Origin of the sequence: Psychrobacter sp. D2, from assembly GCF_013608135.1 — a bacterium.
In the GTDB taxonomy this organism is placed as follows: Bacteria; Pseudomonadota; Gammaproteobacteria; order Pseudomonadales; family Moraxellaceae; genus Psychrobacter; species Psychrobacter cryohalolentis.
Window position 1 is genome coordinate 17,973 of the sequence record NZ_JACDXZ010000004.1, and the last position, 18,433, is coordinate 36,405.

The 18,433-nt window shown below is 41.5% G+C and carries 14 protein-coding genes; 12 read left to right on the forward strand and 2 right to left on the reverse strand.

Features of this window, described 5'->3' with window-relative positions:
- Positions 1-377 precede the first annotated feature (377 nt).
- The 9 genes from H0262_RS06675 to H0262_RS06715 all read left to right on the forward strand — a co-directional run bounded on the left by H0262_RS06675 (position 378) and on the right by H0262_RS06715 (position 7,572).
- Positions 378-1,013, forward strand: a complete 636-nt coding sequence (locus H0262_RS06675; RefSeq protein WP_181210172.1) for an OmpW family protein — start codon at positions 378-380, stop codon at positions 1,011-1,013.
- 281 nt (positions 1,014-1,294) lie between these two features.
- On the forward strand, positions 1,295-2,626 hold the full coding sequence (locus tag H0262_RS06680) for a tyrosine-type recombinase/integrase (RefSeq protein ID WP_181210173.1): 1,332 nt from the start codon (positions 1,295-1,297) through the stop codon (positions 2,624-2,626).
- Between the two features lie 156 nt (positions 2,627-2,782).
- Positions 2,783-2,932: a hypothetical protein gene (locus H0262_RS06685; protein WP_181210174.1), complete on the forward strand. Its 150-nt coding sequence runs from the start codon at positions 2,783-2,785 to the stop codon at positions 2,930-2,932.
- Positions 2,933-2,946: 14 nt separating this feature from the next.
- Positions 2,947-3,234: a hypothetical protein gene (locus H0262_RS06690; protein ID WP_181210175.1), complete on the forward strand. Its 288-nt coding sequence runs from the start codon at positions 2,947-2,949 to the stop codon at positions 3,232-3,234.
- 142 nt (positions 3,235-3,376) lie between these two features.
- A complete protein-coding gene (locus H0262_RS06695; protein ID WP_181210176.1) occupies positions 3,377-4,144 on the forward strand; it encodes a hypothetical protein in 768 nt (255 codons plus the stop codon).
- A 117-nt stretch (positions 4,145-4,261) separates the two neighbouring features.
- Positions 4,262-4,510: an AlpA family transcriptional regulator gene (locus H0262_RS06700; RefSeq protein WP_181210177.1), complete on the forward strand. Its 249-nt coding sequence runs from the start codon at positions 4,262-4,264 to the stop codon at positions 4,508-4,510.
- A 3-nt stretch (positions 4,511-4,513) separates the two neighbouring features.
- Positions 4,514-4,732: a hypothetical protein gene (locus tag H0262_RS06705; RefSeq protein ID WP_181210178.1), complete on the forward strand. Its 219-nt coding sequence runs from the start codon at positions 4,514-4,516 to the stop codon at positions 4,730-4,732.
- Between the two features lie 3 nt (positions 4,733-4,735).
- Positions 4,736-5,086: a hypothetical protein gene (locus H0262_RS06710; RefSeq protein ID WP_181210179.1), complete on the forward strand. Its 351-nt coding sequence runs from the start codon at positions 4,736-4,738 to the stop codon at positions 5,084-5,086.
- Positions 5,086-7,572, forward strand: coding sequence for a DUF3987 domain-containing protein (locus tag H0262_RS06715; RefSeq protein ID WP_181210180.1), 2,487 nt, complete (start codon positions 5,086-5,088; stop codon positions 7,570-7,572). Before H0262_RS06710 ends, H0262_RS06715 begins: the two co-directional genes overlap by 1 nt.
- Positions 7,573-8,660: 1,088 nt before the next feature.
- On the opposite strand, the gene H0262_RS06720 is transcribed toward H0262_RS06715, so the two are convergent.
- Entirely contained in the window at positions 8,661-10,403 is a 1,743-nt protein-coding gene (locus tag H0262_RS06720) for a 2-oxo acid dehydrogenase subunit E2 (RefSeq protein WP_181210181.1), read from the reverse strand.
- 22 nt (positions 10,404-10,425) lie between these two features.
- A complete protein-coding gene (gene aceE, locus H0262_RS06725; RefSeq protein ID WP_020443257.1) occupies positions 10,426-13,239 on the reverse strand; it encodes a pyruvate dehydrogenase (acetyl-transferring), homodimeric type in 2,814 nt (937 codons plus the stop codon).
- Positions 13,240-13,826: 587 nt separating this feature from the next.
- On the opposite strand from aceE, the gene H0262_RS06730 reads away from it, so the two are divergent.
- The 3 genes from H0262_RS06730 (at position 13,827) to H0262_RS06740 (ending at position 18,358) form a co-directional block, all read left to right on the forward strand.
- Positions 13,827-15,473, forward strand: a complete 1,647-nt coding sequence (locus H0262_RS06730; RefSeq protein WP_181210182.1) for a hypothetical protein — start codon at positions 13,827-13,829, stop codon at positions 15,471-15,473.
- Positions 15,474-15,743: 270 nt separating this feature from the next.
- Positions 15,744-16,208 (forward strand): hypothetical protein, encoded by a 465-nt coding sequence (locus H0262_RS06735; protein ID WP_181210183.1) that lies wholly within the window; start codon positions 15,744-15,746, stop codon positions 16,206-16,208.
- A 32-nt stretch (positions 16,209-16,240) separates the two neighbouring features.
- Positions 16,241-18,358, forward strand: a complete 2,118-nt coding sequence (locus H0262_RS06740) for a hypothetical protein (RefSeq protein ID WP_181210184.1) — start codon at positions 16,241-16,243, stop codon at positions 18,356-18,358.
- Positions 18,359-18,433 lie beyond the last annotated feature (75 nt).

Genomic DNA, 18,433 nt, shown 5'->3' on the forward strand with positions numbered 1-18,433 from the left:
AGATCGGGCAACAAGAATCTATTTGGTCTAACACTATCAATGAGAGAGCGTTGTCACAGCGCAGTGGAGAATTACTACAGTAGCCAAGCATAATAGATAACCGATCCCTTTATAAAATAATGGTATATCAATAATAGCAAAAACCTACAATCGGAATAGGTTATGCCATAAACTTTAATGTATCCAAACCTTTCTCATTGTAAATTTACGCATAAATATCTGAACATTCCGCTTAATACCTTACTATTAGTAAGGTATTTGTACTATAATAGATAGCAGATGTTACAGGTTAATCCCTAGCCTAACATTATATGTTGCTAACTTATGACATCCCTCATGAGCTAGCGACCATTATCTAAACGTTAAGGAATTAAACGATGAAACTACAATCCCTAGTTTTAGCCGCTGCTACTGCACTTACTATGACCACTGCTTTTGCTGTACCTGCTGGTACTTGGACAGTTGCCGCTGGTGCGCATTATGTTGATCCTAAAAATGATAATGGTGATGTCACTATAGGGGGTACAAATTATGCTGTAGATGTTGATGGCGATGTCCGTCCAACCATCAGTGGTGAATACTTTATCGCTAATAACGTTGGTGTTGAACTACTCGCTGCCATTCCATTTCATCATGACTTTACCTTAACTGATGCTTTAAATAATGAGATCACTGGTAGAATTCAGCATTTACCACCAACGCTTTCTCTACAATATCACTTCGATGATTATAACCTACCTATGAATGTAAAACCGTTTGTGGGTGTTGGTGTAAACTACACGATGTTCTTTAAAGAAAAAGCAAATGTTGTAGGTACTGAATTAAAGCTTGATGATAGCGTTGGTGTTGCTGGTCATATCGGTCTTGATATCCCATTTGCTGCCACTGAGTCTTTCCGTATTGATGCTCGCTATATGGACATCAAAACTGACGCTACTTTAAATGGTACTGATATTGGCAAAATCGATATCAGTCCTTGGGCTTATGGCGTTGCCTTTGTAAAACAGTTCTAATTTATCAGAGTTATAAGCTAAATATCATAAATAGAGAAAGCCAGCGATAAGCTGGTTTTTTTGTGTCTGTTATTTATCTATATTCTGCTTAAATAACAGACACAAAAAAAAGACCATCCGAAGATGGCGTTTTTTGATAAAGCCTGATAAAACCTGATAACCTCAAATCCTTTATTTAACATGGTTTTAGTGCTAATATGTCACTTGTGATAACGTTAGTACAAGTGTGAAAAAGCCAATTAAATGGCTACCAAAATGGCTACCAGTTTGCAGGTGATAAGATGACAATTAAAATAGACTTAACAACCGATACCCAAATCAAACGAGCAATCAAAGACACTATCCAAACTGGCAAGACTATCAGTTATCCTATAGCTGGCTATAGAGGCTTAGAAGTACGCATAAGACCACACAAAGACAGCCTAGACGCTACCACAGACTTTAGACACCGTTACACCCATCCCATCACTGGTAAACGCCCTTACATGACGCTAGGACAATACCCAGCGTTAAGCCTTGCCGATGCCCGTCAATATCACAGCGACAATATGCAACTGTTAGCCAAAGACATAGACCCAATAGAGCATAGAGAAAGTGAAAAGCAAAAAGACATAACAGACCGTCAAAACACCTTAGCTCACTTCATCAATGAATGGTTAGAAATACAGCACAGCAAAAACTTATCACCGTCTAGTATCAAAAACATTAACATTGCAATAAAGCCTATTCAGCAACAGCTCGGACATATGAAAGTGACAGATATTAGCCCTAGTACTGTCATTAAGTTTGTTAAGGGCATACAAAAAACATATTCATATAAGGGCTTACAGGTTAAAACCATACTAAAAAGTATTCTACAGATTGCTAAAGCTCATATGATTATCGAGTACAACCCAGCCAGCGATCTACAAGGAACACTGATTAATCATAAAGTAAAACATCATGCAGCACTGACAGACCCTAAAGAATTTGCCGAACTGCTAAAAGATATTGACCGCTTAGACGATGCAAGCCAGCTACACAATAAGCGCATATTACAGCTATTAGCCCTTACCTTTGTTCGAGTTGGTGATATGTGCGCTATGAAGTGGGCAGATATTAACTGGTTTAAAAAACAATGGGAACTTAAGCCACAGAAAGCTGGCAACAGGGCGGACATGGTAGCCAGTATTGTTATACCACTAGCGCCGCAAGCCATCGCCATATTAGAGCAAATGAAGCCACTTACAGGTGATAGCGAGTATGTATTTCATAACCCTAGACGCAAAAAAGAGCCTTATCACCATACGCAAGCAATTAACAAAGTATTGAACAGTGATCTAATGAATAACGGACAAGGCTATAAAGATATTCACAGCCCACACGGTTTTAGAAGTAGCGCAAAAACTATGCTAATGGAGCGACTAGGCTATGATGAATTGATAACCGAACTGGCACTAGGTCACCGTATGCTTAACGCTTATGGCACGGCATACAACCGCATGACAGGATTAGAGCAGCGAGCCGAAATGATGACAGCATGGGCAAACTACTTAGATGCTATCAAGGCTGGCAAGTTTGATAATGTTATTCATGCCGATTTTAAGAAAGCAGCCAAACAGAACCACGGCTAAAACCTACCCAACAAAACCCACCAATGGAGATCAAACACAATGAGCTAGATTAACCACAACAGCACAATCAATATTAACGCTTTTGATTTAGAGGACTTGCACCTTAACCAACTCTACCAAATCGACCGCTTAACGCATGTTATAGAAGTGGCAAAGATGGCTAGGGATAGTAATAACGCCAAGCAGTTGAGTAGTGTTATCAGCCTAATGATAGAGAGCTTAAGCAGTACGGTAAACACCATAAAGAACGACCATGAAAGCATGACCCATTTACTTGATGAAGCCAAAACAATCACAGCCGCATAACTGGAGCATAAGCCATGATGATTTTAGACACCAAACCAACACGCCAGCAATTAGATAACCGCGCATTTTGGGACAATTTACCGCCTGATGGTGCAGAGTATGACGGCTACGCTTACACCCCCCTCTATTCAGTCATGCAAGATGGTGAACCCATCGACTTTAAAACATTAACAAACTCATTCCCTTACGATTGTGCCGTTAGAGAAATGCAGCGCCAATCTAAAGAGCATGACAATATCACTTTAAAGATGACAGGCTATAGTGAAAGCCTTGTAAGAATGGATAGACGATTAACTGCTTAACCAATTAGCGGCTAACGCTGCTACAATGACCATGCAAGGCTAGGATTAATTACCCGAAAACCCGCTATTTTTACACGCCTTAAGCGGGCACGCCTTGCACCTTTTTATGTTTTAAAGGTGTGTAAATTAAAGGCGCGTAACCATGAATTACTACAGTTTAAAACAAGCCCTAGAAGTATTCAAAAAAGACCTACCTACCCCCCTACTACCTTTTGACTTGCCACAGATTGCCGACCTATGCAGACAAGGCAAACTTACGCCAGTATTCCCTTATCAAGGCTTTATATCCGCGCCAGTAGATTATGATGACAATGGCAGACCAATACACGCCACGGGTGCAATAGAGCCATACGATAGCTATTTACATAGCAACAAGCTGATAAATTTAATGGATGGTTATGTGGACAAGTTGGAACTATGGACAGCAAGCACACCACAAGGTGGGCATGACTTAGATTTTTACAGTCGACCTATGCGCCATACTGATGATGACATAGAACCCATTACATTCACGGTAAGGCTTGAAAATATCCTACTTAAAGTCGATGACGTGCAAAACTATATTACATTGCAATATTTTGACGATCTAACAACGCCTGAACAACAGCGCATCATTGAACTGGAAAGCGAAGTAACCGCCCTTAAAAAGCAGTTAAGACAACAAGCAGACACGCCAGCCAATGACGATACAGAGTTAAGCACAAGATCACAAAACCTAGCAGCCAAAATAATATTATCTTTACTTGATACCGCCCAACTAGATAGAAATAGCCCACCTTATCAGTATGACAACCCTAGCAGTAATAACTCTATTATTCATGACCAGCTAAAAGCAAAGGGCATGAAGGTATCACCACAAAAAATAGGTTATTGGCTTGATCTAGCAATCAAACAGACGACAGATGATTGATTTTATTTAGTCATATCATTTTAAATAAAATGAGGTTTTTTTAGTTAAAACCGCAAAGTAAAACAGACCTATACCATTCACTTACACCTTAACAGACGTTATCTAGGAGTAAGTGAAATGTCTAGCATACCTACCAGTAATCAGCCTACCACCACCGAACAACCAGCACCATTAAATCCTCAAGGCTATTCACGTATTCAGCCCACCGCCGATATTGCAGGCGTTCACCACCAAACCTTACGGCGCTGGTGGAAAGCTAACAAATTCCCAAAACCGATCAATATAAATGGTATTCCTATGTTTAGGAATAGCGAGCTTTTAGCATGGCTTGAAAGTCATACAGCCAATGAAACACAGGGGGCTTAAGTTATGACTAGCCAATATATCAAGATACCTTTAGAGGACTTAACAGCACTCAAAGATGAAATGAGCAACGCTGAAAGTATGGTATTAAGAATAACGACCGCGCTATTAGAAGAGGACTTAGACCCATACAGCCTTGAACAAAACATGCAGCACATATCAAGCTGGCTAGATGATAAGCAGGCACAGCTACAAAAGCTCATTGATGAAAGCAAAGGAGCTTAAGCCATGACACAGATAAAACAAATCAATAGCATCATGGCGAACGTGGACACGATCAAACGCCTATTAGATGAAGCCACAACTGATGTTAAACGCTTAGAGCGTGAGCACTATCAAGCGGACGAATTAGAGCCAGTTTACCGCCCTATATTCAATGCAGTCACTGAGTTACGCCACGCCTTGCCAGCATTAAGAGAATTTAAAGGCGATGCAATTATAGCGGACGGTATAAGCGCCGATGATGGAGCAGACGGTATAAACAAAATGCTTGAACGTTTTGATAAGAAGGCGACAAGCCATATTGCACAAACCGCGAAAAAAGACGCTCGAAAAACAACAGTTAAAGGGGGCAAGTAATGTCATTAACTTATGATTTAGAACAAGCCCAAACTATGATTAATATGCTAGCGCCTAATGGTGAGGGCTTAACCTTTCAAACGTTCGATGACAACGTTGACAGAGGTAGCAAGGCTATTATTAAGCAGTACCACGGCGCACTATCAACACACACCCAAACGCTTGTACAACTCAATGAGCGTGGCGCTGGTGTGTTTATCACAATCAATGCAACCGATGGCAAGGCACGCACTAAGAAAAACATAACGGCGGTAAGGTCTGTTTATGTGGACTTTGACAGCGCCGACCCTAAACGCCTTGATATGCTTTTAAACTTGCCGTTACCGCCCAGCCTGATCGTGGAGTCATCGACAGACAAGCATCATGCTTACTGGATAGCGGACGGCATACCGCTTGATAACTTTACCCAATGGCAAAAAACGTTAATCGGTTATTTTAAGATGATAGGCGATGAACCAGACGAAGCCGTTCACGACTTGCCACGAGTTATGCGTTTGGCAGGTTTTTATCATTGCAAGGTGAGCAGTAAAAAGGGCTTAACGGGTGAGCCGTTTTTAACTAAGATTGTGCATGAAGGGCAGCGTTATAGCATTGATGATATAGAGAATTTTATTAATAGCTTGCCAGCACAGCCGACCGCTAAGCTGACAAGTAAGAACACAAATAAAACTAAGCTAAGCAGCCCTATTTTAACGCAGTTGTTCGATGATAGCCAATTGCCAAGCCTTAGCCATGAACAGGTTAGAAGCCTAGCACGTGGGCGCTGGCAGGATATATTAGGGCATTTAGACTACCATGTAAGCAGTGATGCAAAAGATCATAACTCATGCCCTATTTGTGGCGGTACTGATCGCTTTAGGTTTGATGATGAGAAAGGTACAGGTAGCTTTATATGCTCGCAAGGCACAGGCGAACCGATAGCAGGCGATGGGCTTAGCTTGTTAGCAGACCATGCAGGGTTAGGTATACATGAAGCCATGCAAGCCGTTACAGCCGTATTAAATGACATGGGGCTTATATCGCCATATGATGATAAGACACAGCCCTTAAATATTGAATGGGCAGACCCCGAACCCTTAGCCAATGATCCAAGCAAGCCCACCCCATACCCCATAGAAGCATTTACAGGCTTATTAAAAAATGTTGTTAAGGCGGTAGCGCATTACGCACAAGTACCCGATGCAATGGCAGGGCAATGCGTTTTAGGTGCATTGGCACATATAGGGCAAAGATTTATTGATGCACCGATGGGACATAATCAACAACCAGCCAGCCTAATAATAATTATTGAAGGTGAAAGCGGTAGCGGTAAATCACAAGCAATGGGTTTGACCCATTTCAAAATTAAAGAATATGAGCGCCAGCAATATGAAGCCTACCTAAGCGATCAAGCAGCATGGGACGCACAAAAAGCGGTATTTAAGGGCAAAGAGGTGCAAGCGTTCCTTGATACAAGCCCAAAGCCCTTAAACCCTATAACCATGTTTAAAGATGCCACTATTGAACCAATACTGGATAGGTTTATTAACAAAGAGATGTATAACGCATCGTGGACAACAGACGAAGCAGGGCAATTTTTTAATGGTCATACAATGACAGGTGACACTGCAGGCAGCGCGTTATCATCATTGACCACATTACATAGTGATGGTGAAGTGTTCCGTTTTCGCTCGCAAAAATCAGCACATGCTATGGCGCGTACTAATGCCTATGATGTGAGAATGACACTTGTGCTGATGGGGCAACGCATAGTATTAGAGCAGGCTTTAACTAATCCCTTAATGAATGGGCAAGGCTTTTTAGCAAGGGCGCTTATTGCTTGCCCCAATGACTTACGCGGTCAAAGAGTATGGGACGATGAACAACGCAGGAATGACAGCCCATATGATAATCCTGATCTAATCGCCTACTGGTCACGCTGTCAAAGCTTACTTGATCCACTACCAGCCAATCTACCAAATGACATTACAGGTGAACCACAGCGCGTAAAAATGCAATGGGCAGATAAGCAAGCAGAGCAAGCATTTTACAAGGGTATGCAAGCCATAGAAAACCGCCAAGCCAATGGGCAAGCGTTCGAGTTTTTACAAGCCTATGCCTCACGTATGGCAGAAAACGCCAGCCGTATATCATCATTAATGGCGTTCTTTGATGGACGCAATACGATCACTACTGATGATATTAAACGGGCGTTTATGTTGGTGGAGTATTCCACAGCCGAACGCTTACGCTACCTTGATGCAACGCCCACAGGTGAGCAGAACGACAGTGAGAAGTTAAGCAACTGGCTAGTGGATAAAGCTAAAGGTAAAAACCCAATGATGTTAAATCGTACTTACGTTTATAACGGAGCCCCTCAGCCAATGCGGAAAAACAACAAGGCATTGCAAAGCGAGTTAGATAACTTGGAAAGCATGGGACATATCAAACAAGCAGACGAGGGGAAAAAGAAAGTAATATATATTAATCCTAAGTTGCACCAGTAAATACATATACCTAAAAACGTGCCTTTTTTGCCTAAACTACTTGCAAGCCTTTACAGCTAGGGGGTTTTATTTATTAAGGGCGATTGCCTAAACGTGCCTTTTCTGCCTAAAAAATGCCTTTATTCATACTGATTTAGGACTGTTTAGGCTATTTAGGACGGCTTAGGATAGGCATATTAATAACCCAAACAACCATAGCGCAAGGCTTGCAAGTAGTTTAGGCAGTTTAGGCACGTTTTCTTAGGCGTATAACTATAGACAGATCAGTAAGGCGTAATGATCCGCAGGCAGGTGCAAGCACTTATGCTTATTGAGTGCAGCCACTTGCAACCAGTTGCAGCTACTCGATGCCGTCAAGAATAACGTTTATCGTGAGATCAGTTTAAGCACTGGCAGCATGTTATCAATTGTTATGGTTGAAAACAGTTTTATGCCGCCAAAAAAAGTATAGAAAAGTATATCTAGAAATGGTTTTTGTTATACCACATGATACGAGAACGCAAAACACGAATGGCAGACAGAACAGCCCCACGCCTTGCCAGTATTAACGCACAGCCTTACAACACCATCAAAACAGCATAGAGCCGTCAAACAAAACAAGCGCCGTGCTACTACCTCATAAAACCTCATATTAATATTGCCTATTGGCAGCACTCACTACCCAATATAAAACAACGTTCCGCATTTGAGGTGCGTAATCCCTATAATAAAGGGTTTGGAGGTCGGTCGGAATTCCAGCCGACCTTTAAGTCATTGATATTGTTCCGTTATGGGAATTCCCGCAACGACCTGATAAAGACCAACACCCAAATCATTGACATTGCCCACCGCTGGCAAGTCCAAGAACCTTATATTAAAATCAGCCCAGCACAACGGCAAGCTACTACATTGACAGACAGTACCGACTTAATAAAACTTAATGTTTTAGCGGCTACAAATAATCAAAAATTAAAGCTACTGGCTACCAAAACGGCTACCAAACTGAACCAATATAACAATATTATTAATTAAAACAATTACTTAAGGTAATAAAAAAGACCATCCGCAGATAGTCTTTCTTTTATATAAAATTTAAATAAGAATAAAACCTATAGCAAAATACGGCGCGGGTCAGCAAGCAATGTTGCGACATAACGCGTGAATACTGCCGCATCAGCCCCATTAATCACACGATGATCATATGATAATGACAATGGCAACATCAAGCGCGGCTCAAAAGTTTGCTTGGCAGCATTCCATTTCGGTTGCATAGTCGCTTCTGATGCCCCCAAAATACCAACTTGTGGCCAGTTTACCAATGGCGTAAACGCAGTACCACCTAAGATGCCTTGACTTGAGATGGTAAAGCTTGCGCCTTGCAAGTCTTTAGTACTTAGCTTTTTATCACGGGCTTTGAGTGCCAATTCGCCGATTTCAATCGCAATTTGCTTGATACCTTTTTCGTGAGCATTTTTAATCACTGGCACGATTAAGCCATCATCTGTTGCTACTGCAATCCCCATATTTACGCTTTTACGTAGGATGACTTGGGTATTGTCGTCACTTAAATGACTGTTAAAACGTGGATGCTGGGTCAATGCATAAGCCGTTGCTTTGACAATAAAGGCTAAAATTGTCAGTCCAACACCTTCAGCTTTCATACTGCCTTTAAGCTCACTACGCAGCTGCTCTGTCTCAGTGATATCAGACAAATCAAATTGCGTCACCTGTGGCAAGTAAGTGTTGTAATTCAGCTGTGGAATCGACACCTTTTGCAAGCGAGTTAAGTCTTGGGTTTCTGTTTCGCCCCAAATCTCAACGTTACTCATATCAGGTAAGCTTGGTAAGCTGGCTCTAGATACACCGGCTCCAGTAGCGGGTGCAGCTTGTTTTGTCGTCAAGCTTTGCTTCACATGAGCAAATAAATCTTCTTTTAAGATACGTGCATTCAGTGCTGAACCTGTTACTTCACTAATATCCACACCCAACTGACGGGCAAGTTTACGCACGGCGGGACCAGCATAGACATCAACCATTTTTTCATTGACTTGTGCTTCGGTCAGCTTATTACCTGTACTGCTTTTTGCAGTAGTACTAGCAACTTGTTTAGGCTCAGTCGTGGCTTGTTTAGCAGCTTCCTGACTTGAATCAGTCTTCTGCTCGCTCACTGCTGGTTTTGAATCTTGCGATTGAGCGACTGGTGCTTTGGCTTCACTTGTAGCATTAGCATTGTCTGAGCTTTGAGCGATGATGACTATAAAGTCTTGCCCATTGGCAACCATATCGCCTACTTGTATCAGTATTTTCTCAACTTTGCCGGCTTGTGGCGCTGGTACTTCAACCGACGCTTTATCTGACTCGATCAGCAAGATAGACTGATCAGCAGTGACCATATCGCCAACACTGACCATAATCTCAGATACTTGCGCTTCATCGACGCCTAAATCTGGGAGCGCATGCGTGGTCGCTGTTGCTTCTTGCCCAACAGGTTGATCGGTATTTGACTCAACGGCTACCTTATCGCTCTGCTCTTCCTTTTGCGGTTCTTCTTGCTCAGCATCAAGAGATTTCTCTTGAGTGTCAGCAGCAGGTGTTTCTACGCTTTGACTTTCATCTTGACTGTCAGTCTCGCTTTCAAGCTCGATTAGCACCATACCTTCACTGACTTGATCACCAATCGCAACACTGATTTTAGTCACTTTACCAGCAGCAGAGCTTGGTACTTCGACCGAAGCCTTGTCTGACTCAAGTAAAATAATATTATCGTCTTTTGCAATGACATCACCAACTGCAACCATAATTTCACTGACTTCGGCGCTATCGACACCCAAATCGGGGGCTTTAATGTCCATGTTTCATTTCCTTGTCTTATGGTTATTTTTCTTCGACATCATCATTATTAAGTAAGGTTGCATCGGCTTGATCTTCGGCGCGACCTTCACTGCTGATTTCATCATCATCTTCAGCAACAAACTCAGGTACAGGAATCGGATTGATGTTGCCAGGTGCTGGAGCGTCTGGAGAATAGTCATAATATGACTGTTGCTGCCATGCAGGCGGATGATCGATATCGATATTCAAGCTAGAGATCGCATCTTTAACCAAACGCATTTCTACTTCGCCTTCATCAGCCAAGCGTTTTAGAGTAGCGACAACAATATGGGCGGCATCAACGTTAAAGAAGCTACGGAGATTTTCGCGGGTATCGGAGCGACCATAACCATCAGTACCTAAAGTGGTATATGGACGGCTATCTGGCAACCAAGCACGGATCTGTTCTGAATAGTTGCGCATATAATCCGTTGCGGCAACGACCACGCCTTCGTGCGGTGCAAGCTGTTCAGTAATCCATGGCACGCGCTCTTCATCCATTGGATGTAGACGATTATAGTCATCACATGCCATACCATCACGTGTCAACTCATTAAAGCTGGTGACGCTCCAGACGTTCGATGTGATATTAAACTCGTCTTTTAAGATACGTGCCGCTTTTTGCACTTCACGTAAAATAACACCAGAACCTAATAACTGAACTTGCGCAGAACCATTATCTTCTAGCAGATACATACCACGTTTGATGCCTTCTTCAACGCCTTCTGGCATTGCAGGTTGCTCATAGTTCTCATTCATCACGGTGAGATAGTAATAAATACGCTCACCTTCAGCATACATGCGGCGTAAACCATCATGCATAATCACTGCCAACTCATAACCAAAGCACGGATCATAGCTCACACAGTTAGGAACAACGTTGAATAAAATTTGCGAATGACCATCTTGATGTTGCAAGCCTTCACCATTTAACGTCGTGCGACCTGCCGTTGCACCCAATAAGAAACCCTGTGCTTGACAATCACCAGCGGCCCAAGCCAAGTCACCAATGCGCTGGAAACCGAACATAGAGTAGTAGATGTACATCGGAATCATCGGTAGCGCATTCACTGAATAACTGGTTGCCAGCGCAATCCACGCACTCATTGCACCCGCTTCGTTGATACCTTCTTCTAACATATGACCATCGATGGCTTCTTTATAACCCATCAAGGCTTCACTGTCTTCAGGCGTATACTTTTGCCCAACGGCAGAATAAATACCCAATTGACGGAACATACCTTCTAAACCAAAGGTACGCGCTTCATCAGGTACAATAGGTACGACGCGGTCTTGGATGTCTTTGTTCTTTAGCATTGCTGATAATAGACGCACAAACACCATGGTGGTTGATTGCTCTTTACCGTTACTACCTTTTAAAACACGATCAAAAATAGATAAATCAGGGATATTCAAAGGAATATGACCACTACGGCGATTTGGCAAATGGCCACCCAAGGCTTCGCGGCGACCTTTTAGATACTTCATCTCTGCTGAATCTTCAGCTGGACGATAGAACGGAAGCGTCTCTAACTGCTCATCAGTAAATGGTAAGTCAAAACGGTCACGGAAGTACACCAATGCTTCTTGATCAAGCTTCTTGACTTGATGCGATTTGTTAACCGCTTGGGTGGTGGATAGACCATAGCCTTTGACGGTCTTCACTAAAATAACCGTCGGCTGACCTTTGGTTTTCATGGCTTCACTAAACGCGGCATAAACCTTCATCGGATCATGACCACCACGGTTCAGACGTGAAATATCTTCATCCGTTAAGGCATCTGCCATCTCTTTTAATTCAGGATACTTATTAAAGAAATGCTCACGGGTAAATTTAGCATCGCGCGCTTCATATAGCTGATACTCACCGTCGACTGTCTCTTCCATACGGTGTTTAAGGACACCGGTATCATCATTAGCAAGCAGACTGTCCCAGTTACCGCCCCAAACCACTTTAATCACTCGCCAGCCTGCACCGCGGAATACGGATTCAAGTTCTTGAATAATTTTACCATTACCACGAACAGGACCATCGAGGCGCTGCAGGTTACAGTTAACGACCCAAATCAGGTTATCCAGCTTTTCACGACCAGCAAGAGAGATAGCACCTAAGCTTTCTGGCTCATCTGTTTCACCATCACCTAAGAACGCCCAAATCTTACGACCTTCTGACTCTAGCAGTTTGCGGTTTTCCATATAGCGATGTACATGGGCATGGTAGATTGACATGATAGGACCTAAGCCCATCGAAACCGTTGGGAACTGCCAATAGTCCGGCATTAAGTATGGATGTGGATAGCTTGATAACCCTTTACCACCGACTTCACGGCGGAAATTATCCAACTGATCTTCAGTCAAGCGACCTTCTAGATAAGAACGTGCATACATACCTGGCGCTGAGTGACCTTGATAATAAATCATATCGCCGCCGAAATGATCGCTGGCAGCACGGAAGAAATGGTTAAAACCCGTTTCATATAGCGTCGCACTAGAAGCAAATGATGCTAAGTGACCGCCCAAATCGTCATCGTTTTTATTGGCGCGCATCACCATTGCCAAAGCATTGTAGCGAATCAAGGCGCGAATCTTGCGCTCGATCGTCAAGTCACCTGGGTACATCGGCTCATCTTCAACGGCGATAGTATTGATATAGGCCGTATCTAAACGGTTAAATGGTAGGCCTTCTTGCACCCCCATATTATATAAGGCTTTTAATAAGAACTGCGCACGATCTTTATCGGCATGCTTAATCACAGACTCAAAAGCTTGCAGCCATTCCTGCGTTTCGCTGCTATCAGCATCCTTGTAATAATTCATCTTCTCTAATCCTTTTTTATCGGTCATCCCTACACGGTGGCAGGGTATTATTAAATCACAGAGTTATACATATTTTCGTAAGCAAACGATTTACCTAATGCCTTCCTTGCTGCATCTCGTCATTCCATTATATGTCTTGGCTATTACAGACCAGTGCTAATAATCAGCAACTGTAGCTTGGCATGGGGTTCAAACAGACATCGTAGTAAAAGTAAACGACAGCCGATATGCGACTTTCATCATCAAATGATATTGACGCTCTATTATAGGGGTTTATTTACGTATTGTTTATAGCGATAAAGAAATGCCAATATGACAAGTATTTTTAAAATAAATAGTGATTATGTTTTTTGAGATATTTGGGAGGTTTGTTGGGAGATACCTTGTAATGAGCGGTAAATATAATATTTAGCAGAAATATATGTATTTGGTCATATTAAATCTGCCATTCATCCGTTTTCTAGGAAATTTACAAAATTATTGCTTAATATGATGAATTACGTAATATACACAGGTTTTTGGTTATGTTTATCGTGCGTATTTACATAAATGATTGTTAGTGAATATCAGTTTATAGGGATAGCAATATGTATCAGACTCAGCGCTTCGTAAATGCAATAGCTTCACAATTATTTGGTACATATCTATATCGAATATTGGCGTTGATGACAGCGATGGTTTTTCTTACGATCAGCAATTCATCATTTGCACTTGCACCTAATCCTGGAGCTAACCTAGCATGCCCAGCTAGTTCAACTAAGGGAATATTCGATAACAGCAATTACACTAAGCTCAAAGAGAGTTTTGACACAAATACTTATCAGCCTATGACAAGTACGTCAAGTTTGTCTATTCCATTGAAAATCAAAATGACTATTGAAGATATCAACGTTAATACTTCTGGTAATAATACTACGATCACAGGAACTAGCGCCAATCCGGCTATGGATATTAATAGAAATTTCAAAGATCTAACATCTCGTTCTGATATCACTTTAGATTTTCAAAACACTGGGAATAGTGACTCTCTTTATTTAAATAATGTTGCCATAAGCGCGTTTGATATTGATAAAAGCATAGGCAGCAATAAGACAGGTTGGGATGATTTAGTCAGCATCACTGGCATAACCCGAAACAACACTAAGATTAAAGGGACTTTTCAAAGACTATCTGGATCCAGTGTCATTGAGCTGGCAAATGGGCTTCAGACCTCTTCTACAAATGCGTCATTTAACTGCACTGCTGCTCTTGATACAAATTGTCAAGGATCTGTCTTATTTAGCGAGGATATCAGATCGGTCACTTTTAGCTACACTAATACTAATAATGTAACTACTCCTACAAGTCAAAGGTTTCAGTTTCGAGTAGATAGCTACTGCTACACGCCACAATATACGTTCTCAGGTATTGTTTTTAACGATAATGGTGGTATCACAGATGCTAATGCTACTAACGCCAATATTACAACAGGTCCTTATGCTAATAACGCTAATTACTTTAACGGTATATTCGATAGCACTACGCCTAACGCTGAAGCTGGTATTGCTAGTAGTACTGTTGAGCTTACTCACTGTACAAATGGATCTGTTTATGGTTCACAATTGGTTGATGGTAGCACACCTACTATCGGTCAATATAAGATAAATGTTCCTATTACTACCATCAGTGGCAATACCAACAATCTCTGTCTAATAGAAAAAAATAATAATACCGCTAATGTCTATACTATCCGTACCAATAGTGATAAGAAAGTGATTGCATTTGCAAATACCACTTACCATTATCCAGATAATAACTTCGGTAGAGTCATCGCTGCGAATGCTGCTTTGGTATTACAGAAATACCAGTTTGTAAATGACTGTAATGCCAGTACTTTAAATTATACTACAGTACCGACTACTTCTGATCCAAGAACTGGATTTAGCATGGACTCTATTTTAGGCAATATTACTCCACAGCAATGTATTGCTTATAGAATTACCGCCACCAACCGTGCAAATATCGTGATCAGCGATTTTGTGATGCGAGATGTGTTGCAGAAAAAAGGAGTAAACGGTGCTCAAGTCACATCAGTACTTGCCAATCCTCCACTCTCAACGACTGATTATAATGCTGCAGAAAACCCCGCTATTGGAGCAAACGGTGAAGTCAAAACCAAAACTCTTACCCTCAATGCAAGAACCAATCGCAATTTTTACTTCAATACCAAATATGGAAGTACAGCGAATCCATAGTGATTACTTATCTTGTATCGTCCCTAACATTAGAAAATCAAATTTTTCAACAAAAGCCCTATCTCAAAAGATAGGGCTTTTACCGTTTAGTCGCCTTAAAATGCCGTTTGTCTTGTTTATAGTGAAATTATGTATTTATTTTGTGACAATACCCTTAAGAAAAAATCTGACATTACCTAAACTTTTATAGATTACTGATTACGATTTTTGAATCATATAAGATGACATTTAAGTCTCATTAATAGCAATAGTGTAAACAAGGAATATTATATGAAAGGTTTTAATATTTTACGCACCGCCTTATTAGCCAGTTTAACATCGGTATTATTGTTAAGTACCGCTCATGCCGATGACGCTTTAAAAATGGATTTAACTGCCAATCAAGTCACTAAAAACGCTGCGGGCAAAACCAGCTATGTGCCCGTTCGTACTGCTCCAGCAGGTACTGTTATTCAGTATAAAGCCACCTATAGCAATATCATCAATAAAGATATTCAAGACTTAGCAGTTATCTTGCCTATCCCTGCCAATATGACATTCACTGGTGAGGCAAGCCCTGCCAGTGCCCAAGCTAGCATCGATGGCAAGAACTATATGGACATGCCATTGATGCGTAAAATCGATGGCAAGATGGTCAAAATTCCGTTTTCTGAATACCGTACCCTGCGTTGGAATATCAAGCTATTACCCGCACAGAAATCAGCTGCCGTCTCACTTAACACAATTATCAATTAAACCACTTTTAAAGCCCTTAGGAGATCTACCATATGAAACCTAATTTATTCAAGTATTCAGTTCTGAGCATTGGTATTGTGAGCGCAATGGGTATAACTGCCACTGCTATCGCGGCTGAATCCTCAGTAGGATCAGCACCTACCATTAATAACGTCGCTACTGCTACTTATAATATTGGTAATGTCGCGCAAACACCGGTCATATCGAACACCGTAACGGTAAACATTACTCAAAGTGCTGCATTTAGCTTGACCGCTGACAATGCAGATGGCAACACGGCAGATGACTTTAATAAAAATCTAGCAGTGACCCCTCAAGGTCGGGTTCTTTTCGAACATACATTAACCAACACAGGTAACATAGAAGACTCGTATAAATTAGCATTATCCCAAGGTGGTAATATCCCCGGTATTACGCCTCAAAATGTAGGAAATTATGATTTAACTAATACCAATGTTACCTATGTAGTCTATAACGCTAATAATGTACAAATTAGATCTATAACAGTAGCAGGTACAAATCTTCAAAACTCAAGCATCGCTCTAAAACCGAGTGAATACGCCAAAATTACCATTTCTGCTAAAACAGCTAATAACGTTGGTGGCGCGTTACAGAATTTGACATTAACAGCAGAAAGTGCATTTATTGCGACCGCTGAGCCTAGTAAAGCTGTGCTTACTAATGTTGATAACAGTACAACAAAATTGCCTGTATTTAAAATCGATAGTAGTATCGATGGCACTTTGGATCTAAATAATCCAAATGATGTTGTCACCTATATTATTACTGTGACGAACGATGGTACAGCGCCCTATAGCACTGATGCTCAAGGTATTACGGTGATAAGCAACCTGCCTGCAGGTTTACGCTTGGCAAACTCACCAAATGCTAGTGTCAGCAATAATGCAAGTATCAATACTGGTAAAGGCGGTGCTGGTACAGGTTCAGCGAATGATAGCATTACTGTTACTCTTCTCAATTTACCAGTAGGCGACACTGCAACCATCAGATTTGATGTGCAAAGAGACGCCGATGAAAGCTCTGCTATTGTCAAAGGTACTGTGAATCACGCCATAGTTAAACTTGATTTAGGCGCTGATAGTGGCATCATGTATGACACAACAGATTCAACAGACAGTAATCAAAATACAGCACTGTATTATCCCACAACTCATGATAGCGAACGTACTGACGGCATTGCTAATAGTGCTATTGGTGGCGACTCTGCTGCGCCATTAACGGCTAATCAGCGCGCCTTTAGTATTGCTGGAGCCACTAAAAAAGAGATTCCAACCACCACTTCTAGTACTACGCTAGTGACTCATTCAGCTGTCATTACAAATACTGGTAAGGAAGTTGAAGGTGACCAGCTAGGTGAGCTCAAATTCACAATTACCCCTGAAGCCAATAATAAAGTCATTGTGGTTGCAGGTTCGGTCGAGCTTGTCTATGACCCTGATGGAAATCCTAACACAAACAACTCAGTCACTTACACCATTACAAGTGATGCCAATGGTGATTACGATATAGTTAATGCTAATCCTGGACCTGGTGCACCCGCTTGGACTGGTATGTCTCCTGGCTCAACAGCCACTATCAACTATAAGACTCAGTCTACTAATGCGGCTTTAAATACTACTGAGAATATCATCATCACTGTAGTGCCAGGTGGTACAGATGCACCTACTATAACTAATAACACAGTAAAAAATGAAACCACTGTTAAAGGTCTGGTTCTCAATAAACAGCAGGCGTTGAATATAGGTTGTCAGGCAAATGCAATATTAACCTTTAGCGCTAACTCAATCAGTGCCCAACCTGGTAACTGCATCGTTTATAAAATCTCTGCTTTTAATAATTTCTCAACGGCAGATAGTCGTTTTACTTTTACAAATACTGTAATAAGTGATGCTATATCGCAGTTTGCAAACAAAGCTATGGTCTTGACGACAGCAACGACGCCAAGCTTTGAGATAAAACTTGACGACATTGCTAATGCTACTGCCACACCTCTCACTAATAAATATTCTGCTGCTTTGGATACTAATAAAGTTGGTGGAACAGTTACCAGCTTAGCACCACAGAATTATGCTGCAATGATGTTTGCAGTAAGAATCAACCCTGAAGGGGCCGAAGTTAACGTTCCTTAATTTAAAGCATACTGGTTTTTTTATAAAGCTCTCTACCATGAATTGGTTGGAGAGCCCAAATAAACTGTTTTTGTG

What these genes read in the sequence shown, in the direction of transcription:
- H0262_RS06675 (WP_181210172.1), top strand. Translation starts at nt 378, where the DNA reads ATGAAACTACAATCCCTAGTTTTAGCCGCTGCTACTGCACTTACTATG.
- H0262_RS06680 (WP_181210173.1), top strand. Translation starts at nt 1,295, where the DNA reads ATGACAATTAAAATAGACTTAACAACCGATACCCAAATCAAACGAGCA.
- H0262_RS06685 (WP_181210174.1), top strand. Translation starts at nt 2,783, where the DNA reads ATGGCTAGGGATAGTAATAACGCCAAGCAGTTGAGTAGTGTTATCAGC.
- H0262_RS06690 (WP_181210175.1), top strand. Translation starts at nt 2,947, where the DNA reads ATGATGATTTTAGACACCAAACCAACACGCCAGCAATTAGATAACCGC.
- H0262_RS06695 (WP_181210176.1), top strand. Translation starts at nt 3,377, where the DNA reads ATGAATTACTACAGTTTAAAACAAGCCCTAGAAGTATTCAAAAAAGAC.
- H0262_RS06700 (WP_181210177.1), top strand. Translation starts at nt 4,262, where the DNA reads ATGTCTAGCATACCTACCAGTAATCAGCCTACCACCACCGAACAACCA.
- H0262_RS06705 (WP_181210178.1), top strand. Translation starts at nt 4,514, where the DNA reads ATGACTAGCCAATATATCAAGATACCTTTAGAGGACTTAACAGCACTC.
- H0262_RS06710 (WP_181210179.1), top strand. Translation starts at nt 4,736, where the DNA reads ATGACACAGATAAAACAAATCAATAGCATCATGGCGAACGTGGACACG.
- H0262_RS06715 (WP_181210180.1), top strand. Translation starts at nt 5,086, where the DNA reads ATGTCATTAACTTATGATTTAGAACAAGCCCAAACTATGATTAATATG.
- H0262_RS06720 (WP_181210181.1), bottom strand. Translation starts at nt 10,403, where the DNA reads ATGGACATTAAAGCCCCCGATTTGGGTGTCGATAGCGCCGAAGTCAGT.
- aceE (WP_020443257.1), bottom strand. Translation starts at nt 13,239, where the DNA reads ATGAATTATTACAAGGATGCTGATAGCAGCGAAACGCAGGAATGGCTG.
- H0262_RS06730 (WP_181210182.1), top strand. Translation starts at nt 13,827, where the DNA reads ATGTATCAGACTCAGCGCTTCGTAAATGCAATAGCTTCACAATTATTT.
- H0262_RS06735 (WP_181210183.1), top strand. Translation starts at nt 15,744, where the DNA reads ATGAAAGGTTTTAATATTTTACGCACCGCCTTATTAGCCAGTTTAACA.
- H0262_RS06740 (WP_181210184.1), top strand. Translation starts at nt 16,241, where the DNA reads ATGAAACCTAATTTATTCAAGTATTCAGTTCTGAGCATTGGTATTGTG.